The organism is Catenulispora pinisilvae (assembly GCF_015356865.1).
Taxonomy (GTDB): domain Bacteria; phylum Actinomycetota; class Actinomycetes; order Streptomycetales; family Catenulisporaceae; genus Catenulispora; species Catenulispora pinisilvae.
Map to the genome: position 1 here is coordinate 49,964 of NZ_JAAFZA010000027.1, position 21,746 is coordinate 71,709.

Genomic DNA, 21,746 nt, shown 5'->3' on the forward strand with positions numbered 1-21,746 from the left:
ATCGTGCCGTCCGCTTCGATCTCGGCGACGGTGGCCGCGTCCGGGCAGCCGAGAAGGACGGCTTCGACATCACCGCTAATCGCCCCGTTCAACACCGTGGCGGTGTTGGCGGTGGCTAGGAGCAGTGGCCGCTGCTCGGCGGGGTGGGCGCTTGATGCCGCGGTCGCGGTCAAGGCTTCGTCGAGGGTGGCGTAGGCGATCAGTCGGTCGTTGACGCGGCCGGTGAGTTCGGCGCCGGTGAGGTGCGCAGGTCGTCAGTGGTGGTGAGGACCTGGTAGACGGCTGAGCCGGCCAGGAAGCCGCCGGCGGACAGGGCAGATGCGAGGACGGCGCGGGCTGCGTCGTGGGTGCCGTCGCCGACGAGCCCGATGCCCCCGGCGGCCACTGGCTGGAGCGGGATCGGGTGGCCGTGGCGGTTGCCGATGTAGACCGCGATCGGGGCGCGCAATGGAGTCAGGGCGCGTGGAACCGGTGGGACGCCTTCAGTGGGTTTGTCGATGTATGGGTCGGTGTCGCGACCGTAGCTGAGCGTTGCCGCGGCCTGTAGGAGGGTTGCCTCCGGCTCGCCAGGGCGCTCGATCTTTTGGCGGGGTTCGCCAGGGGTGCGCCGACGAGCATTGATGCGGGACCGGATGGAGGCGGCGGCCAGGGCGGCGGCCAGGCCCGCGCCGAGAGTGAGGCTGACGTAGCCGCCTGTCGGCAGGTGAACCGCTACGGGGCGACGCACCATCGACGGGGCCTGATGCTCTGGCGCGTTCGGCGTGGAGGAAGGACTCGGTGCCGCGGTGCTCGGTGAAGTGGACGCTGCCTGCCGGAGCTGCGGAGGGGTGGGAATCTGGATCTGCGGCAGGGCCTGGGCCGGCAGCGTGGACACTGCGGGGGAGGGCGTGTTCGAGGTCCCGGCGGCCGGTGTGCCATCGGAGGGGAGGTTGAGGATCCATCCCGGCCGGATGACGTTGGGGTCCGTGAGCACGTCGCCGTCGGGCTGCGTGCGATACCGGTTGAGCTCGTAGATCTCCCTCCAGCGATGCGGGTCCCCGAGGCGTTGCTTGGCGATGTCCCACAGGCTGTCACCGTCGATGACGACATGGACTGCCACATTCGTCGTCGCCGTTGCGGCGGTGCCGGGTGTGGCCGGGATAGGGCTGCTGTCACCGGCCGCGGCGGAGGCTGCGGTGATGGTGCCGCGGGTGGCGAGGATGCTGATCGCGACGGTGGCCAGCAGCCGGCCCGCGACGTTCGCGTGGGCAGCCGTCGGGAGCGGGGCCTGCGTCCGCAGAGCCCGGATCGTGTCGGCGGTGACACCGGGCAGTTGGATCGCGATCTGGACGGAGAACAGAGCCCAGTAGCCCCAGGCTGCGATGTCCAGGACCTGGATGGCCGCCTGGTCAGGGTGCATTCTGGCCTGGTCCAGCCAGGCCTTGACGTCACCGTAGTCGGGCACGCGACTGGGCACGGGCGGACCGAAGAAGTGCCACAGCCCCCACGGTAGTCCGGCGATCACGGCGGCCAGAAGAGCGAGCAGCAGCAGGGCCCTGATGGCCCGGCTGGTGGCGCGCAGCGTGTTCACGACCGGTTGTCTCCTCTTCTTCACCCCCTGGCTTGTGAGCTACGGAACAGACGTAGCCGTCTCTGGGCTGGCGGTCGCGTCGGCGGTCATCGCGATGGAGTCGATGCCGACGATCGGCAGGATCCAGGTGTGCTGCCGGGCGGTCGCGTACACCGTCACCGAGTTGGTGGTCGCAGTAACGGTGCCGGTGGCCCCGGTTGAGGTCAGGAACCTTTGCGCGGCGGCCTTCGCCTGGTCAGGGTTCAGTACGCGTACCTGCCCGGTGTGCAGTGCGGGGAGGTCGAGTTGCTGCGCGCCCATGCGTGCGGCCTCGGAGGCGGCGTGCAAGGCGCGGACTTTCGCATCCAGGGCGGCGCCGAGGTCGAGGCTGACGGCGGCGAACAGCATCAGCATGCCCAGCACGATGGTGGTGAACAGCGTTAGTGAGCCGTCGTCGTGGCGCAACCTACGTCTCCACCTGCCGTGCCTTGTCATCCGGCGTCCACCTCACGCCACTGGTCGATACCGGAGGCCATGGTCGACGTGAGGTGAACGTGGCCGGGAAGTCCGATCGAAGTGAGTTCGGCCAGGCTCGGCCGACACGTCACGGTGACTTTGACCAGCCCGCCGGGGTGGAAGGCGGCGGTGTCCACCGTGACCTCGGGGCTCGGGCAGGAGCCGCGGTCGGCCTGCGCCATCGTGCGGGCAGCGGCCTCGGCCGTAGCCGGGGTGCGGGCCAGGGATGCGGCGCGTGCGGCGGCCGCTGCGGTACCGGTGGCAGAGAGGTTGGCCTGCTCGACTCGGCCGAACCCGATCACCAGCTCGCTGATGATCATCAGAATCGGTGCGATGATCGCGAGCTCGACGGGGGCGCTGCCACGATCTGAGCCGTCTCGGCCTGTCTGGCACCGGCTCATCGCGCATCTCCGGCGGTCAGTCGCTCAACCGGCCCGTGAGCTACCGAAGACGCCGTCAGGTGGATAAACGGCAGCAGCGAAACCACTCGGCCGCTGATCCGCACGGTGGCCAGGTCCTGGTCGCGAGAAACCTCGACGGCCGGATTCAGTAGGAACCCCGATGCAGTGGCTGACAGGATGCGAGTCGCCTCGTCCCGTCCGTTGTCCTCGGTTCCGCCGTCGACTCCCGCGGTGGTCACCGCTTCGGCAGCTGCGGCGGCCGTGATGTGCTCGGCATGAAAGTAGATCGCTGCCTGCACGATCAACATCAACAACGCCATGTAGGCGGGCAGCGTGATCGCGTACTGCACGCTGGCCGATCCTGCGTCCCGGCAGGTACACGCGTGCCGCCGCCGGCCTGGCGACGGCACGCGTGGCTCACCGCGGCGATTGGCCGTGGTCACGGGTTCGTGGCAGCGTTGCCGTCGAGGTTGATGCTGTTGGCCTTGCCGATGACCTTGGCGGAGATGACGCCGACCACGATGATCGCGAGCAAGGCGAGTCCGGCCATCCAGATAACGCCCTCCGGGATGTTGCCCTGGTCGCGATCTGGCGCGGTGAGCTGGCGATGCAGCCACTCGCGGCCGGCGGCAGTGCGGACGGTGTAGAGGGCGCCAAGGTAGTACATGATTGATCAGATCCTTTACTAGAAGCCGGCGAGGAACCGGTCGAGGGAGGGGAACACCAACACCAGAAGGAAGCCGAGCATCATCACGGACACCGGCATGTGGGTGCGTTCCGTGGCCGAGATGTTCGCTGCGGCGCGTTCGGCGGTCCGGCGCCCGCGCAGCGAGGCCGATTTCGCTGCCAGCGATTCGGCGATCTTGGCACCCTGCCCGCCGGCCAGGCTCACGGTTGCGGCCAGCTCGCTCAGCTCGGGAACGCCCAGCTGTTTGGCCAGGTCGGCGTAGCAGGCCCAGACAGGTCGACGCGAAGTGCGGGCAGCAGCGGTCGCGGAACGGAAGTACTCGAACGCCGCGCCGTCCCCAATCGCCGCAGCACCTTCGAGCGCTGACTCGACGCCGTCGCCGGCCGTCATGGAAGTCGCGGCGAACGAAAGGAGAACGTCCAGGGCTTCGCGGGTCTGGTCGCGGATGTCCTGTGCCTTGCGGCGAGCGTCGGAGTCGGGAGCCAGGAAGAACACGGTGGCGAACACCACGGCGACGCCGAGCACAGCCACCGCGGGGACTGCCATGCCCGCGCTGGCCAGGGCAACCTGCGCAGCGATCGGCATCAGCAGCCCGACGATCGCGTTGATGACTTTCCGAGTCGCGAACGCCTCGACGTCGATACCGGCCAGAGCCAGGTCCGCACGCAGCGCTTGGTTCGGCAGCCCAAGCCGGCTCAGCCACCGTGCGGCCGTAGCCCGGCCACGCGGTCCAGTTCCGGCCGGTACGTCGGTGACTGTGGCCGGCTTCGCAGCGATCCTGCGTTGGGCCTCGGCCAGCGAGGGCGCAAGCGGGCGGAGTCCGGACCAGACCAACATGGAGCTGATCCCGATGCCCGCGCCGCACAGCATCACCGTGATCACGTCGCATCCCTCCTCGTGACCGCCACACGATCCAGACGGGTGAGAAACCGGTGCGGCACCACGGGGCGGGTCATGCGGTGCAGCCAGGCGAACCCGACAGCGAACAGCCCGCCGGCCACCGCGAGGTCCAACTGCCCGAGCGCGGTGCCGAACGGTTCCAGGTACTCGGCATCCGCAGCGAGTAGGACGCTCAGGAGTGAGACGATGACGCCCGTGATCGTGCGGACCGCGGTACGCGTGCGGGTCCGCTCGGCCATCATGTTCCGCATGGTCAGGGCCTGCTCGCGGGCATCTACGGCGAGTATCCCGAGGACCGGAGCCAAATTCTTCGCCGGACGGGTCGAGGCGTGGATCAGGGTGGCGCAGATCCGGTCGGCGATCGGGTCCGCCAGCGTGTCGGCGAGTTTGATCAGCGCCGGCGCCAAGCGCACCCCGAGTCGCAGGTCGTCAGCCAGGACCCGCAACGGCCCCGCGATCGCGGCCGGCGGCACGGCCGCAGCTGAAGCAACAGCTTGCTGAAGTCCGGATGCCGCGGCAAGGGTGTCGCGCAGCATCTCGGCGAACCCCGCGCATGCCTCGGCACGCTCGGCCCATGCCGCTGACTGATGGTCCGGTCCCAACGCGGACGGCAGGCACCAGATCGCGGCCGGGATGAGGACCAGTAGCACGGGCCAACCGGTGAACGCTGCCGTAGCTGCGCCGCCCGATGCGGCGATCAGTAGCCGTCGCCATCGAACGGCCAGCATTCGGAAGTCGACGGTGATGCGCCGCCGGGGTGCCTCGGCTGGGTTCGTTGCTGCGTGCTGCCCACGCCAGAAGGCGGATCCCAGCAGGTACAGGCTGTATCCAAAACCCGCGCCGAGCAGGCCGACCAGGGTCACGTTCATGGCATCGGCTCCCATCCCTCGGCTGTGAACCACGCTTCGTCGAACCCGCCGCTCTCCAGCGCCTCCCGGGTGTGATCGGACGGGTAGACGCTGAACCGGGCACGGCGGTCGGCGTCAGGCGCCCAGATCTGATTGCTCATGATCTGTGGCCCGTCGGCCTCGGTCAGCTCGCGGATCGAGGACACCACCCGCGTTCCGTTGCGGGACTCGGCCAACAGCACGACCAGGTCCACTGCGGAGGCGACCATCAGGTTCGTAGCCTCCCGCGTCATACGCTCGGGGCCCTGCGCAGCGTAGGTCGCCAACTTGTCGAACACTCCGGCCGACGTGCTGGCATGGATCGTGGCGAGGCTGCCGTCGATCCCCATGCTCATCGCGTTGCACATGGAGACGATCTCCGGACCCCGGACCTCTCCGACGATCACCCGCTTCGGGGAGCCGCGCAGTGTGCAGCGCATGAGGTACGTCATGTCGATTCCGCCGACGTCCTCGGTGTTGGCTTCCCGGGTCTGATAAACGGTGACGTTGCCTTGTCGGTTGGGATCCTGGTCTAGCGCGAGTTCGTAGGTGTCTTCGACAGTGATCACCCGTTGCGTGTGCGGGATCTCGGCCGCCAGGGCACGAAGCATCGTGGTCTTACCGGCCGCCGGGCCGCCGGCGATCAGGATGTTCAGTCGGCCTCGTACCGCTGCGGCCAAGAACTCCTTCAACCCCGCGTCGACCGTCCCGAGTTGGTGCAGGTCGTTCAACGTCACCCGCTGGTGCCGGTGACGGCGGATCGACACCGTGGGTACCGTGCAGATCCCGTGTGCGGCAGCGAACAGCCGTGAGCCGTCGCGCAGCTGCAGGTTCACCGACGGGACGGACACATCGAAGCGCCGGGCGTCGGTACCGCGACTGGACGCGAGGTCTTGAACCAGGGCGATCAGGTCTTCGTCCGAGGCCGCGACCGGGCGGTCGCCGCGTTCGCAGCGGCCGTCAGCGAAGGTCAGCCACACGTTGGCGTGGCCGTTGACGTCGATCCCTTCCACCGACTCCTCACGCAGATAGTGATCGAGGCCGCCGTGTCCGAACAGCCGATCTCGTACCCACTGCGCGACACGGGCCTCGGCCGCGGGTTCCAGCATCGCCTCCGCGCGGGACAGCGCCTGGCCGGCTACCGCTGCGAGTTCCTTGTCGATCAGTTCCTCGGTCAGTTCGCGTCGCCGAGGCACGTTGACTTGCGTGCCGGTCGCATGCTCCTCGTCTTGGCACAGATCGGACAGCCGCAATCCGACGACATCCGCGATCCGCGTGCCCAGCCGGGCCTCGGCGAGATAGTCGACGTCTGTCATACCGCCCGACCTCCTGAGGCGTTCGCGGCCATGACATCGCGCGAAGCCGTGCGCGGAGCGGGGATCTCGTCCGCAAGCCGCGCCACGACGGCTCGTCCCGCCTGAGCTGCCGCCTTCCGGAACGAGTCACGACACGCCAAGCGCTCCCACCCGGCGGCGACACCCGTCGGGATCAGAGGGAGCTGTCCGAGGATCGGCAACCGCAGCAGTTCGGCGACGTGCTCGGCCGGATAGCCAGGTCCGACAAGCAGCAGACCGGTGTCCGGATGCAGCCTGCGGGCCTGCTCGCCCGCGCCGGCCAACGACAGGATCTGCTCCGGACCGGGACGAGCCACAAGCACCAACGCATCGGCCAGAAGCAGTAGTGACTTCGTCTCCGGCACATCCGACTCGATGCGGCCCACGTCGGCGATCAGCGCCGTACCCGGGTCGTTGGCGGCCTGCTCGAAGACTCCGGCCGGCACGAGAAGTGCGTTCAGCGCTGCGCGCAGCTGGCGGCCGTCCTCGGGGCCCGTCAGTACCCTGGCTCCGCTCGGAACCGCGGCGGCGTGCTGATCCAACAGCACCAAGTCCCCACCGCGGCGGGCATGTCCCGCGACCACCGCCAACCGCCGCGGACCGGGCATCAGAAATCTAGTCACCAACGTCCCGCCGCGCGGGTCACACTCGGCGACGAACGCCTTCGCCTCCGACGGCCATGCCTCGGCCAGGGCGAGGGCCGTGGTTGTAGCACCTGGCGAGCCTCGCCAGGAACCCACAGCGATCAGCATCAGGAGTCTCCAGCTGGCAGGAGCGTCACCGCGACCCCAGACATCGACGTCGAAGCAGCCGCGACCCTTGCCGCACCGTCGGCGTCCATCAGCAAGTTCGCCACCATCACGCCCTGCGTATCCGGCCTTCCGACCGCCGTTACAGTCGCGACCAACGGCTGAGCTTGGGCAGCAGAAGCCGCAGAAGCTGCTGTCGGGGCGGGCGTCGGAGCTGGCAGGACACCGGGTTGCGCAGGCAACACGACCTGCACCCTGTCTCCGGCAGCCAGATGCAGCGGGTACATCCCCGCCTTCAGGCCGACCGCCGCCACCGCCTGTCCAGCCGGCGGGAACACTGCCGGCCCCACGTCCGCGCTGTTCAACAACGCCCCGGCGGTCAGCGGCAACGCTGCCGGGCGACCCACAACGGTCGAGATCTGTGCCGCTGGGATGACGTCGATTCCGTTGCCGGCCGCTACCGGTACGGCTTGGAGGTCGGCAGCCGTGATCAGCTGACCAGCCGCTACTGGCTGCGTCACCAGAAGCGTGGGGGTGCGCGGGTCCAGAACGTGCGAGGCGGCGACCGCCCCCATCGCGCAGACCACAACACCCAGCCCACCGATCACCGCCCTCGGCGCGTTCACGCGCCGGGCCGACAGCAACATGCTTGTCGAGGACGAAGCCACCGAGCGCTGGCCGGAACCAGGCTGCCCGGGAATCGTCGTGGTCGACTTCGTGTCCTTCGGAGCTGTAGTGCTCAACTCCGTACTCCCGTCACCAGCGCCTGCACTTCCACTACTCGGACCTGAGCCGTTGCAGACGTCGTCAACGGCGGAAACGTCCCGTTCTGGCCGTTCGAGGCGTGCCAGCTGATCTGCCACGTCACCTGCGCCGTCAGCGGGTACGTCCCGTCTGGGAATCCCGCCGAGGCCCGGGTGAATGAATGTCCACAGGTCGGGGACTGAGCCGGGGCATTCGGATCTCCGGCCGGGTACGGTGTCCCAGGTCCCGCGCACGTCACCGACCCTCCATCGCCGGATGACCAGGTCGCCGAGGCGGGCGTTGCCGTGACGGTCACCGTCAGGCCGGCGCTGGACACCGAGGATGAGACCGGCGCCCAGGACGCGGGGCCCAGCCAGTACCAGGCGTCAGCGTTCACGACTTGGGGCTGGTCCAAGCCCGGGCTCAGGTACAGGGCCGGAGGAGGCATGTGGAGCTTCTGGAGCTCCGATCGCGCAAGCGTCGCCGCAGTCGGGGGCGCTGCGGGCACTGGGACCAGGACCGGGACCGTCATCTGCGGCGCGGACACCATAGAGTTGTCCACGGGCGCCGCCGAGGTTTCGCAGGACTTGTACATGGGTCCGCTGAAGTCCGAATTCGGGACGGTTCCCGGGGCGTTCACATAGCTGCAACTCACGAATTCCGGGGCTGAACTCGCGGTTGTCGTGGCCTTTGCCGCAGGTCGAGAGTTTCCACTGCTGGAGACGTCGCAGTCGCCCTGAACTGCGGCGGTGTAGCCGGACGTGGGTGTCGCGTCAGACGTGCCGCAGAGAGCTGACGTGTCAGGACTGGGTAGCCAGTCGCTCGCCAATGCGTCACCGGCGTTTGCGACGAGGGCAACACAACCGACGAGCGTGAACACCGCCCTCAACATGAGCCGAGAGCGGCGGAAGAGAAGGCGACGACCTTCCATACTCCTTGGCTCTGGACAACCTCGGCCGTTGTCGCCCGGTTGCCGCCGGGCTTGTCATCCCACAGCGCTCCGGTGGACTTTCGGTACATCAGCCACTTCGCTGATTGGAGACAGTCTTTGAGGGTCACGACTGTGGGATTCACAGAGGGCTCCATCGAGGTGACCGTCGGATTCATCGTCGGCGGACCGCCCTTGAGTACCGCGCCGTCGCTGTCATCTGCTTTGAGGATCTTGACCAGGATGTTGAGCGCACTGTCGGTGGCGTGAGTGCCGAGTGCGGGGTCGTTCCAGTTGGCGGTTTCCCCGGCCTTCGACATGTCGTCCCACATGCCCTTGTAGGCCGCGACGGAGTTCTGTCGAGCAACTGCCACTGGATCGGCGTTGGGCGTGGTCGCGTTCGGAAGGGGGTGGGCCGTCGCCGTCCCGCATCCACTCAGGACTCCGAGGAGCGTGACGCCGACGGCCAGCTTGAACGAATGCCCGTACCGCGTCGTCAACCCCGTGCTCCTTCGTGCGCTCCCGCGTTGCGGGAGTCAGACCTCGAATGTCGTGCCGGTTCACTTCAACGCATGAGCGGGTTCAAGGGAAAGCCCTTAAACCTCATATTGCCTCAAAATGATGAAAAATAGCACAACTTCGCCGCTATGCCAGTACTGCGACCAAAGTCCCGACTACTAAGGCGGGGCCGAGCGGGACATAACCGTCTCGGCTTCCTCGCAGGCGGAGAGCGGCGGCCCAGAGCGCTCCGATAGTGCATCCGACGAACAGGCCCTGGAATAGCACGGTCCAGCCGAACTAGCCGAGCAGCAGCCCGATCAGGCCAGCGAGCTTCACGTCGCCCAGACCGACACCGATCGTCAGGTGTTGGACGGCGAATGCCGCCAGCACGACGACCGCGGCTTCGACTCCTCGAAACAGCGGTTGCGTGTCGTCGGCGGTCGATGAAGCCCACGCCAACGCTAGGAGCAGTGCTGGATACGACGGGAGGGTCAGGAAGTCCGGGAGGCGCATGACGGCGACGTCGATCGCTGACAGCACTGTGCCTACGGCAGCGAAGTAGCAGCAGGCGGGCATTGCCGGGTCGGGATAGATGCGCATCGCGCACACGATCGATGCCGTTGCGGCGATCACTCCGGTGGCGATCCATGCCCAGGTGGTCATGCGAATCGGCCGCGGTGCGGCGAGATCCGCGTGCGTCGCGGTCATGGGTGGAACGCGGTACTGGTTTCGAGCGAGTTGCACGGCACTGGAACTCCCGTGGACGATCGCCCCGGTGTGAGCGGGACTAGAGCGCGGCCGCTGGCTTCGCACCTCAACGGACGCGACCAGCGTATGCCGGGACGGTCCCTGAGACCCGTGACGCTGGCCGTGTCGGAACACTGGAACCACCCGGCCCGGGGGGTGTCGGTCGAAACCGTCGAGCTTCGCTCGACTATCGAGACCCAGTCAAGGCCCTGTCACTATTGACGGTCGATTTCGGGCTCTAGATGCTCACGGCTCTTTTCATCCGGTGCGATTCGAGCGTCGATAGGTGTGTCCAAGCGCACTGACCGAGTGGAGCCTTACGTGCCCAGCACCGTGAACACCCCTGACCGTGAGCCGAACCCCATGCGTACATCTTTAGTGCCGGAGCTGTCCTTGACCGCCGCCCAGCGTCGTGTCGCTGGTGCGCTGGCTGAGGTCCACGACGCGACGGTGATTGAAGTCACCGCGCTCGTCGACGTGAGCAAGTCTTCAGTAGCCAAGGCCCTCACGTTGCTTGAGCGTACTAACGCTGCGATCCGCACAGTGCGGGAGGAGGACGGCGTCCGAGACGCTGACTTGTGGTCGCCCGGACCGGCTCTGGGCGCCCTGCTGTTCACGGCTAGTTCGGAGCCGCGTGGCCTGGATCGCGGCGACGCGCCTGGCGAACCAGGCGAAGGTGTAGCTGACGCTTTCGTGCACGTTCCAGACGACGCCCCTGAATGCTCCGTGTCGCCGGTCAGCTCTGCAGGCGACGCTGACGCCACGAGCGATGGTGAGCCAGAGTCTGAAACCGCAGCTGCGCCGCCGGTCGATTCTGCCGCAGTAGCAGAAGTCGGGGTGGTCGTGGCGTCTGAGCCCGGCGAACCTGCCCCTGACGGACGTGGCAGGCGCCTGGCATCCGGCGAACTGGCCGCAATGGTCGCCCCTGTACTGGAAGCACATCCGGACATTGAGTACACCCCCACGATGCTCAGCCACCTGCTGGACGGTCGCAGCGCGGGGGCTATCCACAACGTGCTGGAGAAGATGGTCGCGTCCGGGGCCGCCGTGCGCACCAGTGACAAGCCCAAGCGCTACCGCCACGCCGTGGTTGAGGCGTCCAAGCCGGCATGACGGGGGCACCGTCCTCCCGAGACTGGTCCCCGGCTCGAAGTGCGGCCGCCGTACTTCATAGTCCGTCCGTCTGGCAGATTCAGAAAGGCCACGTCGTGCCATGCTCGCGTTCTGATCCACCGCCGATTCCGGTAGCTCGGACGGCTAAGCCACCGGTTGGCCCGGTCCCGGCGCCGACACCGAAAGCTCCAGTTCCTGCGCAGCGTCCGGGACCACCGCGACTGCCCGGTCCCCGGACTCCAAGCGCCGGACGACCGATATCGGGGTGCGTGCAGGAGTTCGCAACTACGCCGACAGCCGCTGGATGGGCCCGGCGGCACACAGCGGACGTCCTGGCCCGATGGGGGCTGTCGGAGCTTGCCGATGACTGCTGCCTGGTGGTCTCCGAGCTCGTAGTCAACGCGATCCGGCACGCCGTGCCCAGTGGGCCGCCAGTAGTCTGCCGTCTGGTCCTGAAGCTGTACGCAGACCTGATCTCTGTGGAGGTGTGGGACCCATCGTCGGAGAGCGACCTGCGTCCCCGTGTAGAAGGCGCGCTCTCCGAGTCGGGCCGCGGACTGGCGATCGTCGCGGCGCTGTGCGGCGCGCCACCGGTGGTGTTCACCGTGCCCGGCGGAGGCAAGACTGTCGTGGCCGTCGTTCCGCGCGGTGCCGCGTGACTGCGTTGACGCTTCGCGAAGACTGGAGTGCCGACTTTGGTCGCGCGGTCTGCTCAGCGCGATGGCACTAGGCACTTCGTCGCCAGGCGCGAGCCAAACTACCGCGAACCGATGCCCCTCCGACTGGCCAAGCGCGCTACGCGCGATCTGGAGGGTGGCCACGACCGCTCCATGGGCTGCGAGCCGCCATTCTCTTTCATCCGAGGAACGCTTGCCTTTATAGGCGGGCTACGATCTCTTCGTCTATTAGGGCTGTTATAGAGGTTCGCTGGGAGCCACCCCCTTCCACGTGGGCGGTTACGGTTATCACCGCTTCCTTATCCGGGGAGATTATGCAGAGCTGGCCGTACAGGCCTGCCATTTTGTACGTCTTTTCCCCGGGGGTGCACCAGACGCCGAGGCCGTAACTGTCCGAGAGTCGGAAGCCATCGTCTGTTGGGTCCTTCACGGTCGGGACGGTTTCAGTCGCGATTCGTGCGCAGTATTCGGCGGGGACCAGCTGGCGGCCTTCGTGGCGGCCCTCGTCGAGCAGGAGGCGGCCGAAGCGGGCCAGTTCGGACGTCCGCAGGTAGAGGGCGCTCTCCGCTACCGGATGGCCGAGGGGGCAGGTGTGCCACTGGGGGTTGTGGATGGCCAGCGGGGTGAAGAGGCGGGGTAGCAGGTAGTCGCGGATGTTGGCGCCGGTCGCGGCGCGCAGGGCACGGGCCGCGACGTACGGGCCGATGCCGGTGTACCTGAAATACGTGCCGGGCTCGTGCGCCAGCGGGGTCGCGAAGAAGTCAACGGCTAGGTCCGGGACCACGACGGGGTCGTCGGCGGACCAGGAGTACGGGCTGCCGGACGTCATCATGAGTAAGTGCCGGAGCGTGACCTGGTCCAGGCGGGGCGCGGCAGAGCCGGCTAGCTCGGGGTAGTACTTGAGGGCGGGGTCGTCCAGGGCGAGGCGGCCTTCGGCTTCGGCGATACCAAGCGCTACGGACGTAAAGGTCTTCGAGACCGACCACACGTCGACTCGGTCGTCCGAGCGGAGCCTGCGTTCGACCGGCTCGGCACCGCGGCGGTAGATGTGCACTCCGTAGAGCTCCATGCCCTCTCGTTCGGCGGACCGGACCAGGGCGTCAATGAGTTCTCGCATGGCGGGGAGGCTAATAGCGGGGTCTGACATTCGCGGCTGTCTGCGCCGCGTCACTATGGCTCCAGGGCCCCGGAGCGTTCCGTGCTTGACCGGGTTTGAGGCTGTTGTGACTGGGGGCCTGGAGCGACGAAGCCGGTCGCCGAGCCCACCTCGACTCGATCAGCGTCCTCGCGCTCCCCGGCATCCCATGATCAATCAGACATCCAGGGAACACTCCGTGGCCCTGCACATCGGTCCTGGCCACACCGGAACGCTACCGACACGGGATCGACCGGACAGGCTCTAGATGGCCTGCTCGATCGCGTCGAAGATGTCGGAGTCAGTCTCCTGCTGCCACTCTGGCATCTCTGGCCAGTCCGCGACATACCCGGGCTTCGGGTCCGGGATGTGCTTGTAGATCTGGGCGACCCAGCATGTGGCGACGAACCGCCCCCGCTGCTCACGCGTGAGCTTCGAGGTGCTGCCTGCGGAGGCGGTGATGAAGTCGCGAACCTGGGTGAAGACAGCCGCTGCGCTGGCGCGTTCCCACTCGGGGGTCTGCTCCCACGGCGCGATGTATCCGGGCTTCGGTTCTCCCTCGTAGTACTTGTGCACGCCGGCGATCCACGCCGCGCGGAAGATCGGGCCACCGTCAACGCTCATGCGCTTCCTTCCGTTTGAGTTCGTCGATCCTAAACCGGACCGTCTTCACCTCGGCGGTCGACGGAACCTGCTTCAGGTAAGGCTTGAGGGAATGCAAGCGTTGCACGTTCACTCCGGACTGCGAGCGTTGCGCTACATCGAGCGCTGCCGATGCGTAGCTGGCCACACGCTCCGGGTCGTGGAGCTGTGCACCGACCTTTGCCATGTCCACGAGAACGCCGACTCGCCGCCGGTCGGAGAGGCCTTGCCGGAGGGCGATTGTCAGCGCCTTCTCGGCCTCGATCGGCTTGCCCAACTCGACCAGGCAGGCCCCGCGTTCCTCGGCGAGGCGGGAGCCGTCGAACCGCAGCCATCCACCGTTGTGGATGTCCCCGCGGAGGTCGGTGACGGATTCTGCGAGGTCGAGGGCTCGGAGGCATCCCGTGGCGTCGCCGAGCCCGGCGAGGGCCTGCGCATGGACAGACCCCGCCCATTGGCGGGTGGACAGCGACGAGTCTCCTCGTGCCGCGATTTGAGAGGCGAGAGCCAGAAGCGGCTCGGCCTGCGCGAACTGTCGCTCATACAAGCTGATGAAGGCGTGGCGGACCATGGAACAAGCCCACAGGTCGTAGTGACCTGCCTCGCGGCCAGCGTTGGAGGCTACCGCGTAGCAGTTTGCCGCGTCGGCGTAGTCGTTCGTGTCGAAGAGGATTTCTCCCGCGAGTTGGAACGCGTTGCTGGTCAACTCGTACGTGCGCGTACGGCGAGCTGGAGGCATCGGCGCCCTCAACCGGTCGACGAGCTCGGCGACATGCGCACGGACCGCGGGCAAGACCGTGGCCTTCGACGGCGCTGACGCGTACATGGTCCACAGTTCAGTGCCGGTGCTCTGCCACTCGTTCATGTCCCCGGTCGGGCGTTGCAGCGCATTCCGGGGATCGGCACCAAGAGCAGTGGCGGCGTCCTGTCTGATGGCAGCCGCACCGACCAGCGTTCCTAGACGCAACAGCTCCCTGCGGTTCACATCGTCCATGGTGGCAGGTAATGCTTCGACTGAGTCGGGTGCGCGGTAATAGAACCCAAGATCTCGGTCCTCCGCTACGCCGTACAGCGTCCGCAGCGCCGCCCGCTCGTCTCTTGCCGGCCATCGGGTCTCACCCCGTTCCAGGCGTGACACCTTTCGCTGATCGAAGCCGTGTCGGACTTCGCCGGTCTCCGCCTCAATGATCGCGCGTACCCGCGCGGCCACGTCCTCCTGGGTCCAACCGGTAGCGGCGCGAGCTGCTTCAAGCAGGTCGTTCCGCGTAGTCGGTCGCATACCCCGAGTGTAAGAGGTCGAGTATCCATTTGGTCTGTGATCTGGCCTGTCCACCGGCATGTTCCAGAGGTGAACTTGGTCCATGGTTGCGACTTCAACGGGCTCCGCCAGGCAGTTCGAGCCGGCTGAGTCGTTGATGGTCCGGCCCTGCGTCGGCGGCGGTCGGTCAAGTTTCGGACATCACGATCACGGATGGTTGCTCATGGTCCAGCGTGTGAAGGCGGCGACACTCAACCGGGTCACGGAAGAGGGCTACACGGATGGCTACGGCGCGTTGGTACACCTGGCCGCAGTCATAGGAACAGATCCAGAGGGTCTGTCCCCGAAGAGTGACGAAGAGCGTTTCGCGTGGGGAGGGCACCTCAAGGGTCTGAGGGCCGCGCTGCTCTGTCTGGCGATGCACGAGCGCGGGATTGCTCCCGAGCCGGCCGCCTTGGTCGTCAGCCGGCACATCGAAGACGCGATGAGCGATCTGGAGCATGCCGCCCGTGCCGGTTGCGGAGGCGGACGGTGACGTACTGGGCGCGGAGCTTTGCCGGACTCCCGGAGTATGTCGCGGAGGTTCGTGAGTGCATCCGCAAGGTGCTCGGAGAGTGCGAAGGAGTCGACCTCGTCGAGCTGGTGGCGACCGAGCTGGCCAGCAATGCGATCCGGCACAGCGGCAGCGGGGAACCGGGCGGGAAGTTCACGGTGCACCTCGCGGAGTTCGTGGACCGCTGGCGGGTCCGTGTCGATGACGCAGGCGGTTCGTCCGTGCCGCACCTGTGTGCGGCCCTGGTCATCGAGAGTGCCGAAGACCTGGACCAAGTCGACGTCGAGGCGGAGGCCGGACGGGGCCTGGAGCTGGTCGCGGCTGTGTCGTCGGCGTGGGGCGTTTTGGGAGACACCTTCGCTCGTGCGGTCTGGGCGGACGTCCTGATACCCGGGAGCACTAGGCGGCGCAGCCTGTCGGAACCGATAGCGGCAGCCTGGGAGGAGAACGCACAATGAGCACCGCTGCCGTCACTGCCTTCACCCGCTGGATCGCTCTGCACCCCTCGCTGGTCGTCATGCAGCCGGACACCTTCTGCAACATGGACTGCGCCGCCTACTGCTACCTGCCGCAGCGCAAATGGCGGAACCGGATGCCGGTCGCGGTTGCGCGGGCGGTCGCGGAGTCCCTGACCAGCCTGGGCCCGGACGAATCTGGTCAGCGGCAGATCGTCGAGGTCTGCTGGCACGGCGGGGAGCCCCTGGCAGTCGGCGTGCAGGCGATGACCCAGCTGCTGGCCCCGTTCGAGCAGCTGCGGACCGCCGGGCTGATCCACCACTCCGTCCAGACCAACGCCACGCTGATTACCGACGACTGGTGCAACCTGTTCCAGGGCTATGGCTTCAGCGTCGGGGTCAGCATCGACGGTCCGGCCGACTTGGATGCCCGCCGGATCGACCGGGCAGGTCGGCCCGCGCACGACCGGATCATGGGCGGGATCGGCAGGCTGCGCCAGCGCGGCATCGAGTTCTCGGTGATCGCCGTGGTCGGCACCGACGGCATCGGCCGGGCTGAGGACCTGCTGGACTTCCTCGCAAGCCTGGGCGCGGCCCAGATCGGACTCAACATCGAAGAGTTCGAAGGAAGTAACGTCGGCCACCAGCCCGGGCCGGCCGACGCCCGGGAATTCTGGACGAGGACGATCGCCTGGTCTTCCGCCCACCCAAGCGTCAAGGTCCGAGAACTGGACCGCCTCGGCAGCTACCTGCGCACCATCCGGGCCGGGGAGCGCGCGGCCTGGGAGGCTCACCGCTTCGACCCACTGCCCACCGTCGCCTTCAGCGGCGACGTCGTGTTGCTGTCTCCAGAACTGGCCGGGATACGCGACGAGCATTACGGCGACTTCATCGCCGGCAATATCCTGGAACAGAACCTGTCGTCGATCCTGGCCCGGGCCTGGCAGCTGCCCTACGTCGCCGAGTTCACCGACGGCCTGGCGGCCTGCCGTGCCACCTGCGGCTTCTTCGACTTCTGTCGCGGCGCGACGGCCGGGAACCGCTACTTCGAGAACGGCACGTTCGCATCCACTGAAACCAACTACTGCCGGGTCTCCCGACAAGAGCTCGTCAACGCCCTCATCGATACAACCCGCAAGGAGGAACCGTGAACCCGCTGGCAACACTCATCGAATCCGACCACCCCGTCGTCCTGGCCCTGGCCGACGCCACGGCCCCGACAGCAGGCAAGTGGGACAACCGCGCCAGTTGGGACAACAACACTCCCGCCTTCGACAACCGGCCCACCTGGGATAACTGGGACAAGAAGAAGTGACCCATGATCTGCGCGGCTCGGTCCGCCAGGCGGGGCCGCGCGTCCCACCCACAACGGTCACCACCGACATCTAGGGTTTATCGACATGGAGCAGCTTGAGATCCGGGCCACCACCGCGGCCTTGCCGAACCTCGACGACGCCGTCCTTGAAGAGGTCGAGACGCTCGCCAACCGCCTGGGCACCATGAGCGACTTCCGCCTGATCGACGCCGAGCTGCGGTCTCTGGAGGTGACCGACCAGCGTCTGACCACCGGTCGCATCGAGTCGTTGCGGGTTGAGCGGGCCAAGTTCACCGAGTTGCGCATGGACTCGGTCGACTTCACCGGCTGCGACCTGTCGGGAGCCGCCTTCAACAGCGGCAAGTGGTCACGCGTCCGCTTCGCCAACTGCAAGATCCTCTCCGGGCAGTTCGACGGACTCGTCTTCGAAGACGTGATCTTCGAACGTTGCAAGCTCGACTACGCGTCCTTCCAGGACGTCACCACCAAGGGCGCGGTGATCTTTCGGGACTGCTCGTTGGAAGAGGCTCGGTTCGCCGGCTGCGATCTGTCCAAGGCCGCGTTCGACCACTGCCGTATGGACCTGACCAGCTTCGAGCGGACCACGGCCAAGGGCCTGGACCTGCGTGGTAACGATCTGTCCGGTATCCGCGGCATTGCCTCGCTAAAGCAGGCTGTCATCGAACCCTCGCAGACTATGCAGCTGGGTCTCGCACTGGTCGGTGACCTGGAACTGAGTCTTCCTGACGACTGATGATCCACAAGGGGGAACCGCCGTGGGTATTCGCATCGCCTTCGCCGACCCGAACGCTCTGGTCGAACGCTGCGAAGTCGCTGATGGCCGCCTCGCCGCCGGCCAGGACGGCGTCGAGGACGGGGCCGTCGTCCCAACCGACAGCTGGCGAGCGCTGAGCCTGGCAGAAGCCGAGCAGCTTCGCGCCGAGGACGGTGAGGACCCGGCCGAGGTGATCGAGTTGGTACGCGTCCTGGCCGCGAAGTTGACCGCAGCGACGGAACGACCCCTGGTCGAGCACCTCAACGCCTTCGACCCGTTCGCCGGCCGCTACGATGCCGACTTCCTCGCAGCGGTCGATGAACGGCCCGGCCAGGTCACGACCACCACCGACCGGGCCGTCGGCCTGCGCCTGGGCATCCACCTGGACAACCACGACAAGCGGAACCTCGCCGAGCGCACCGCCAGCCGCCGCCGCGTCGGCCTCAACCTCGGACCAGGCATCCGCCACCTGCTCGTCGGTACCCTGGACATCTTCGACATCTGCGCCGGCCACGCCGTCGATCCCCGGTACTACCCGCACACCAACGACATCCGACGCCACGTCGCCGCCGGACGGTCGCTGCGCCTGCTGCGGATCCGGCTGGATCTCGGAGATGCCTATATCGTGCCCACCGAACTTGTCCCGCATGACGGCTCGACCTTGACCGCATTAGCGCCTTCACGCATTGCGTTTTGGCTCGGGCACTGGCCGCTCGGGACATTGCGCTCCCTCATCTGAGCACCGGACGCCGCGCAAAGGGGTTTGGCCGCTCCGTGTCGATCGCAGAGACCATGGCTCCTCGGGACCTGATCCGGCCTCGCCGCCGGGATCGAAGATGCGCAGGTATTCGGCCAGGAAGGCTCTACGATCACCGACGGCGTACAGTCCTTCCATCGGCTCCGATTGAAATCACCATCGGGCAGGTCTTCTCTCACGCACCCGCGTTGAGGACCGGGCCAGTCGTGTCGGGGTCGTTGTCGGAGCGCGGGCCGACGTTCGGTGGCGCCGTGGCTTCCAGTGCGGAGCGAACGCGTTTGGTCGTGGTGATCGACGGCGGCCGGGTGCCGGCCTCCATGCGTCCCTTGGCAATCAAGGTCCTGGTCTGGACGGCCAGACCCTGCTGGAACTCGCGGGCCGAAGGACGGCGGCCGAGGCGCGCCGAGAGGTCAGCGAATACTGGTGCGCCTTCGCTCGTCCAGTCCGGGCGGCGACGGCCTACGCGGCCGGCAGCTTCCTCCGATCGGTCCGCTCGTGGTCGGCCGTCGATCTCTGGACGGTCCGTACCCTCTTGGTGGGCCAGGTTGCCCTGGTCCGCAGCTTCGTGGTCGTGGACGGCAGGTGCGGACCGATGCGCGATCAGCACGCTCTGCAAGTTCAGCAGACGCTCGACCACAAGCGGGGGAAGAGTCGCCACCGTGACCAGGAGCAGATCGCGGACGGTCGGGTCGACCAGCCGTCCGGCCTTCTGCAGAAAGTGGTCGAGCGCGTTGCATCCGAGCGTGAACGCGAAGGCCAGTCGCGCGTTCCGGAGGACGATGCGCTGGCCGGGGTGCTCTGAAGGCAGGTTGTAGCCGACAGCGAGAGCGGTGAAGGCATAGATGTCGAGCGCGGCCGGCAGGAGCCAGGCCGCCCACGGCCTGAGGTCGAGCTGGCAGCCGAGGTGGTACAGCGTGTGGGCACTGATCGCGGCGGCCGAGAACTCGGCGATGGTGCCGCCGACTCGCGCGACACGGATCGCCGATGTCGGTACGGGCACCGGGACAGGCGTTGTGGCCGCAGACTGCGGTGTGGTCGAGGTGGGGTCCGGAACCGCTGGATTGCCGAGCATGTACTCCTCCGGTGGGCGAAGCGACGCAGGCATGACGAATCACGCGGCCTCCTCTAATGGGCGGGAGGTCGCGCGACGTGGAGTGCTTTGGCCGGATGTGAGCGGGCGGGCGCTCAGCGAGAGCGGCGCTGGTCGGTCTCGATGAGGGCGATGAGGAGTGCGTCGGCCGGGTCGACCAGACCGCTGAGCACGAGGCTGGCCAGCAGCGGAAGATCCGGGCCGGGTTGGTCGGCGGCCGCCTTCGTCCGGGAATCGGCTGGCGTGGAGTCGACGACAGCCACGTCTGACCGGCTCCGGGCTACGCGCCGTTGGGCGGCCCACCTCAGGTGGGCCGCCCAACGGATGACGCCGGGCCAGGCGGTGGTCGCCCGGGCGGCGAAACGCGGACGCTGTCTCATGACGGCGCGACAGCGAGGGCGCTGGGCTTCGGCGTGCCCCCGGTGACACCGTCGACACGGCAGAGCCAGCCGTCGGGGTGCGGGCTATCCGGTTTGGCAGCGGCGCGGGTTGTGGCGATTGAGGCGGCCGGATCGTCGTCTGCGGCGATGGTGCCCATCACGGTGTAGGGCGTTCCTTCGGGCAGGGGCGCGTGACGGTGATGGCATCGGGTCTCGGCCGCGGTGAGGATCCAGGCGGGGAGTCTGTCTCGTCCTTCGGTGTAGCCGCGGTAGAGCCGATGACACCCGTCGGCGATGAGCTGGAACTCGTCTCCGTCGTCGCGGGTGAGGGTGATGAGGATCAGCGGTCTACGAAGGTCTGCGGTGGCGGCGTGGTCGGGGTCGAAAAGTGGACCGACCTGGATCGGTGCTGTCGGATCGCCGTTCATGCCGTATAGCTGGGCCCAGGCATCGACGTCGATGGGCACCGTCCGCCAGTACGACGCGGCCGGAAACACCATCGGCCGCGCCCTGGCCGGCAAGCCCGCGCAGAATCTGACCTGGGATCCCGAGGGCGTCCTGGCCAGCGACATCGACCATTCCGGTGCCGCGGCGGGCTTCGTGAACGACGCCGACGGCAACCAACTCATCCGGCGCGACACCACCACGACCACGCTGTACCTTGGTGTCACCGAACTGCACCTGAATCTGTCCAGCAACCAGATCACCGGCCAGCGACGCTTCAGCTACGACGGCGCGCCGACCATCACCGAGACCGGCGGCGCAGCCCCGAAGATCAGCTACGAGGCTGGTGACCCGCAGGGCACCGCGCAGACCACAGTCGACGCCTCACCCAGCAGCGCCGACCAAGCCCTGACCGCCCGCCGCGACTACACCCCCTTCAACACTCCCCGCGGCACTGGACAGCCAGGTGTATTCGGCTCCTTCGCTGACGACCACACCTTTCTCGGCGACAGCGCCGACGTCGATACCGGCCTAGTGGACGTCGGGGCTCGCAAATACGACCCCACTGTCGGCCGCTTCATCAGCGACGACCCGCTTCTCCAACTCAACCAGCCGAACACGATCAACGGCTACACCTACGCAGGCGCGGACCCCGTCAACCAAACCGACCCCTCTGGCCTCGAGGGCTGCGACCAAGCCAACAGCTTCGTCGGCACCACGAAGGTCCTGATGGGCGACGGTACGTCGAAGCCGATCAGCCAGGTGAAGGTCGGGGACAAGCTCGCCTCTGCGGTACCCGGTGGCAAGGGTACCCAGACCCACACCGTCACGGCCCTGCACATCACTGACACAGACCGGGACTTCACCACCCTGACGATCAAGTCGGGCAAGTCCGTTGGGAAGCTCACCGGAACCTCACACCACATCTTCTACGACCTCACCGCCAAGGCCTGGGTGCCCGCCGGCGATCTCAAGCCCGGCGACGTGCTGCAAACCCCGGACGGCACTGCGGTCGTGCTGGCGGTCAGCAACTTCACTCAGTCGGTCCGCACCTACAACCTCACCATCGACGGACTCCACACCTACTTCGTCGAAGCAGGCGACATCCCCACCCTCGTTCACAACTGCGGTGGCGCCGGAGAACCCGAACCCGGCTACTCCGGCGGAGGTGGAGGCGGCGAGGCCAGTGGTGGCGGTGGCGGTGGCGG

General features: G+C 67.3%; 27 protein-coding genes. 9 read left to right on the forward strand and 18 right to left on the reverse strand.

What is annotated here, in order from left to right; translation table 11 throughout:
- Positions 1-199 precede the first annotated feature (199 nt).
- The 12 genes from IZR01_RS10285 to IZR01_RS10340 all read right to left on the reverse strand — a co-directional run bounded on the left by IZR01_RS10285 (position 200) and on the right by IZR01_RS10340 (position 9,905).
- On the reverse strand, positions 200-1,570 hold the full coding sequence (locus IZR01_RS10285) for a LysM peptidoglycan-binding domain-containing protein (protein WP_194891978.1): 1,371 nt from the start codon (positions 1,568-1,570) through the stop codon (positions 200-202).
- A 39-nt stretch (positions 1,571-1,609) separates the two neighbouring features.
- Positions 1,610-2,014 (reverse strand): TadE/TadG family type IV pilus assembly protein, encoded by a 405-nt coding sequence (locus tag IZR01_RS10290; protein WP_194891977.1) that lies wholly within the window; start codon positions 2,012-2,014, stop codon positions 1,610-1,612.
- A gap of 26 nt (positions 2,015-2,040) precedes the next feature.
- Positions 2,041-2,466: a TadE/TadG family type IV pilus assembly protein gene (locus IZR01_RS10295; RefSeq protein ID WP_194891976.1), complete on the reverse strand. Its 426-nt coding sequence runs from the start codon at positions 2,464-2,466 to the stop codon at positions 2,041-2,043.
- Complete coding sequence (locus tag IZR01_RS10300) at positions 2,463-2,816, reverse strand: TadE/TadG family type IV pilus assembly protein (protein ID WP_194891975.1); 354 nt, start codon at positions 2,814-2,816, stop codon at positions 2,463-2,465. Before IZR01_RS10300 ends, IZR01_RS10295 begins: the two co-directional genes overlap by 4 nt.
- An 89-nt stretch (positions 2,817-2,905) precedes the next feature.
- The gene (locus IZR01_RS10305) at positions 2,906-3,133 is read right to left on the reverse strand and encodes a hypothetical protein (protein WP_194891974.1); all 228 of its coding nucleotides are present in this window, start codon (positions 3,131-3,133) and stop codon (positions 2,906-2,908) included.
- Between the two features lie 18 nt (positions 3,134-3,151).
- Positions 3,152-4,036: a hypothetical protein gene (locus tag IZR01_RS10310; protein WP_194923712.1), complete on the reverse strand. Its 885-nt coding sequence runs from the start codon at positions 4,034-4,036 to the stop codon at positions 3,152-3,154.
- On the reverse strand, positions 4,033-4,923 hold the full coding sequence (locus IZR01_RS10315; RefSeq protein WP_194891972.1) for a type II secretion system F family protein: 891 nt from the start codon (positions 4,921-4,923) through the stop codon (positions 4,033-4,035). Before IZR01_RS10315 ends, IZR01_RS10310 begins: the two co-directional genes overlap by 4 nt.
- The gene (locus IZR01_RS10320; protein WP_194891971.1) at positions 4,920-6,257 is read right to left on the reverse strand and encodes a TadA family conjugal transfer-associated ATPase; all 1,338 of its coding nucleotides are present in this window, start codon (positions 6,255-6,257) and stop codon (positions 4,920-4,922) included. Before IZR01_RS10320 ends, IZR01_RS10315 begins: the two co-directional genes overlap by 4 nt.
- Positions 6,254-7,027 (reverse strand): hypothetical protein, encoded by a 774-nt coding sequence (locus IZR01_RS10325; protein WP_194891970.1) that lies wholly within the window; start codon positions 7,025-7,027, stop codon positions 6,254-6,256. Before IZR01_RS10325 ends, IZR01_RS10320 begins: the two co-directional genes overlap by 4 nt.
- Positions 7,027-7,671: an SAF domain-containing protein gene (locus IZR01_RS10330; protein WP_194923713.1), complete on the reverse strand. Its 645-nt coding sequence runs from the start codon at positions 7,669-7,671 to the stop codon at positions 7,027-7,029. The genes IZR01_RS10325 and IZR01_RS10330 overlap by 1 nt, the downstream gene beginning before the upstream one ends.
- 982 nt (positions 7,672-8,653) lie before the next feature.
- Positions 8,654-9,196 carry a hypothetical protein gene (locus tag IZR01_RS10335; protein ID WP_194891968.1) on the reverse strand — a complete coding sequence of 181 codons (543 nt, stop codon included), beginning with the start codon at positions 9,194-9,196 and terminating at the stop codon, positions 8,654-8,656.
- A 298-nt stretch (positions 9,197-9,494) separates the two neighbouring features.
- The gene (locus tag IZR01_RS10340) at positions 9,495-9,905 is read right to left on the reverse strand and encodes a prepilin peptidase (RefSeq protein ID WP_194923714.1); all 411 of its coding nucleotides are present in this window, start codon (positions 9,903-9,905) and stop codon (positions 9,495-9,497) included.
- 360 nt (positions 9,906-10,265) lie between these two features.
- Between IZR01_RS10340 and IZR01_RS10345 the strand changes: the two genes are divergently transcribed.
- Together IZR01_RS10345 and IZR01_RS53115 are read left to right on the forward strand one after the other, a co-directional pair.
- Positions 10,266-11,057: a MarR family transcriptional regulator gene (locus IZR01_RS10345; RefSeq protein ID WP_194891966.1), complete on the forward strand. Its 792-nt coding sequence runs from the start codon at positions 10,266-10,268 to the stop codon at positions 11,055-11,057.
- Between the two features lie 269 nt (positions 11,058-11,326).
- A complete protein-coding gene (locus IZR01_RS53115) occupies positions 11,327-11,716 on the forward strand; it encodes an ATP-binding protein (protein WP_323746119.1) in 390 nt (129 codons plus the stop codon).
- Between the two features lie 217 nt (positions 11,717-11,933).
- On the opposite strand, the gene IZR01_RS10355 is transcribed toward IZR01_RS53115, so the two are convergent.
- The 3 genes from IZR01_RS10355 to IZR01_RS10365 all read right to left on the reverse strand — a co-directional run bounded on the left by IZR01_RS10355 (position 11,934) and on the right by IZR01_RS10365 (position 14,790).
- Positions 11,934-12,851 (reverse strand): serine hydrolase domain-containing protein, encoded by a 918-nt coding sequence (locus IZR01_RS10355; protein ID WP_194891964.1) that lies wholly within the window; start codon positions 12,849-12,851, stop codon positions 11,934-11,936.
- A gap of 282 nt (positions 12,852-13,133) precedes the next feature.
- Positions 13,134-13,493 carry a hypothetical protein gene (locus tag IZR01_RS10360; RefSeq protein ID WP_194891963.1) on the reverse strand — a complete coding sequence of 120 codons (360 nt, stop codon included), beginning with the start codon at positions 13,491-13,493 and terminating at the stop codon, positions 13,134-13,136.
- Complete coding sequence (locus tag IZR01_RS10365) at positions 13,483-14,790, reverse strand: helix-turn-helix domain-containing protein (RefSeq protein WP_194891962.1); 1,308 nt, start codon at positions 14,788-14,790, stop codon at positions 13,483-13,485. The genes IZR01_RS10360 and IZR01_RS10365 overlap by 11 nt, the downstream gene beginning before the upstream one ends.
- A gap of 202 nt (positions 14,791-14,992) precedes the next feature.
- Here IZR01_RS10365 and IZR01_RS10370 point away from each other — a divergent pair, with 202 nt between their 5' ends.
- The 6 genes from IZR01_RS10370 to IZR01_RS10395 all read left to right on the forward strand — a co-directional run bounded on the left by IZR01_RS10370 (position 14,993) and on the right by IZR01_RS10395 (position 18,606).
- Entirely contained in the window at positions 14,993-15,304 is a 312-nt protein-coding gene (locus IZR01_RS10370) for a hypothetical protein (RefSeq protein WP_194891961.1), read from the forward strand.
- A complete protein-coding gene (locus IZR01_RS10375; protein WP_194891960.1) occupies positions 15,301-15,780 on the forward strand; it encodes an ATP-binding protein in 480 nt (159 codons plus the stop codon). The genes IZR01_RS10370 and IZR01_RS10375 overlap by 4 nt, the downstream gene beginning before the upstream one ends.
- Entirely contained in the window at positions 15,777-16,928 is a 1,152-nt protein-coding gene (amcB, locus tag IZR01_RS10380; protein ID WP_194891959.1) for a cyclophane-forming radical SAM peptide maturase AmcB, read from the forward strand. The genes IZR01_RS10375 and amcB overlap by 4 nt, the downstream gene beginning before the upstream one ends.
- Positions 16,925-17,092: a multiple cyclophane-containing RiPP AmcA gene (gene amcA / locus IZR01_RS10385; RefSeq protein ID WP_194891958.1), complete on the forward strand. Its 168-nt coding sequence runs from the start codon at positions 16,925-16,927 to the stop codon at positions 17,090-17,092. The genes amcB and amcA overlap by 4 nt, the downstream gene beginning before the upstream one ends.
- A gap of 85 nt (positions 17,093-17,177) precedes the next feature.
- Positions 17,178-17,846 carry a pentapeptide repeat-containing protein gene (locus IZR01_RS10390; protein ID WP_194891957.1) on the forward strand — a complete coding sequence of 223 codons (669 nt, stop codon included), beginning with the start codon at positions 17,178-17,180 and terminating at the stop codon, positions 17,844-17,846.
- 22 nt (positions 17,847-17,868) lie between these two features.
- Positions 17,869-18,606 carry a hypothetical protein gene (locus IZR01_RS10395; protein WP_194891956.1) on the forward strand — a complete coding sequence of 246 codons (738 nt, stop codon included), beginning with the start codon at positions 17,869-17,871 and terminating at the stop codon, positions 18,604-18,606.
- 193 nt (positions 18,607-18,799) lie between these two features.
- On the opposite strand, the gene IZR01_RS10400 is transcribed toward IZR01_RS10395, so the two are convergent.
- The 3 genes from IZR01_RS10400 to IZR01_RS10410 form a co-directional block, all read right to left on the reverse strand.
- Entirely contained in the window at positions 18,800-19,624 is an 825-nt protein-coding gene (locus IZR01_RS10400) for a hypothetical protein (protein ID WP_194923715.1), read from the reverse strand.
- Between the two features lie 185 nt (positions 19,625-19,809).
- Entirely contained in the window at positions 19,810-19,977 is a 168-nt protein-coding gene (locus IZR01_RS10405) for a hypothetical protein (protein WP_194891954.1), read from the reverse strand.
- A 113-nt stretch (positions 19,978-20,090) separates the two neighbouring features.
- The gene (locus IZR01_RS10410; RefSeq protein ID WP_194923716.1) at positions 20,091-20,561 is read right to left on the reverse strand and encodes a hypothetical protein; all 471 of its coding nucleotides are present in this window, start codon (positions 20,559-20,561) and stop codon (positions 20,091-20,093) included.
- Between IZR01_RS10410 and IZR01_RS10415 the strand changes: the two genes are divergently transcribed.
- Positions 20,554-21,746, forward strand: a 1,193-nt coding sequence (locus tag IZR01_RS10415) for an RHS repeat-associated core domain-containing protein (RefSeq protein WP_228559150.1), incomplete at its 3' end; no start/stop codon positions are given. The genes IZR01_RS10410 and IZR01_RS10415 overlap by 8 nt on opposite strands.

Bases quoted from the DNA above. Each gene is read 5' to 3' on its own strand.
- IZR01_RS10295 (WP_194891976.1), bottom strand. From the start codon at position 2,466: ATGAGCCGGTGCCAGACAGGCCGAGACGGCTCAGATCGTGGCAGCGCC.
- IZR01_RS10305 (WP_194891974.1), bottom strand. From the start codon at position 3,133: ATGTACTACCTTGGCGCCCTCTACACCGTCCGCACTGCCGCCGGCCGC.
- IZR01_RS10315 (WP_194891972.1), bottom strand. From the start codon at position 4,923: ATGAACGTGACCCTGGTCGGCCTGCTCGGCGCGGGTTTTGGATACAGC.
- IZR01_RS10320 (WP_194891971.1), bottom strand. From the start codon at position 6,257: ATGACAGACGTCGACTATCTCGCCGAGGCCCGGCTGGGCACGCGGATC.
- IZR01_RS10325 (WP_194891970.1), bottom strand. From the start codon at position 7,027: ATGCTGATCGCTGTGGGTTCCTGGCGAGGCTCGCCAGGTGCTACAACC.
- IZR01_RS10330 (WP_194923713.1), bottom strand. From the start codon at position 7,671: ATGTTGCTGTCGGCCCGGCGCGTGAACGCGCCGAGGGCGGTGATCGGT.
- IZR01_RS10340 (WP_194923714.1), bottom strand. From the start codon at position 9,905: ATGACCGCGACGCACGCGGATCTCGCCGCACCGCGGCCGATTCGCATG.
- IZR01_RS10355 (WP_194891964.1), bottom strand. From the start codon at position 12,851: ATGCGAGAACTCATTGACGCCCTGGTCCGGTCCGCCGAACGAGAGGGC.
- IZR01_RS10360 (WP_194891963.1), bottom strand. From the start codon at position 13,493: ATGAGCGTTGACGGTGGCCCGATCTTCCGCGCGGCGTGGATCGCCGGC.
- IZR01_RS10365 (WP_194891962.1), bottom strand. From the start codon at position 14,790: ATGCGACCGACTACGCGGAACGACCTGCTTGAAGCAGCTCGCGCCGCT.
- IZR01_RS10370 (WP_194891961.1), top strand. From the start codon at position 14,993: ATGGTCCAGCGTGTGAAGGCGGCGACACTCAACCGGGTCACGGAAGAG.
- amcB (WP_194891959.1), top strand. From the start codon at position 15,777: ATGAGCACCGCTGCCGTCACTGCCTTCACCCGCTGGATCGCTCTGCAC.
- IZR01_RS10390 (WP_194891957.1), top strand. From the start codon at position 17,178: ATGGAGCAGCTTGAGATCCGGGCCACCACCGCGGCCTTGCCGAACCTC.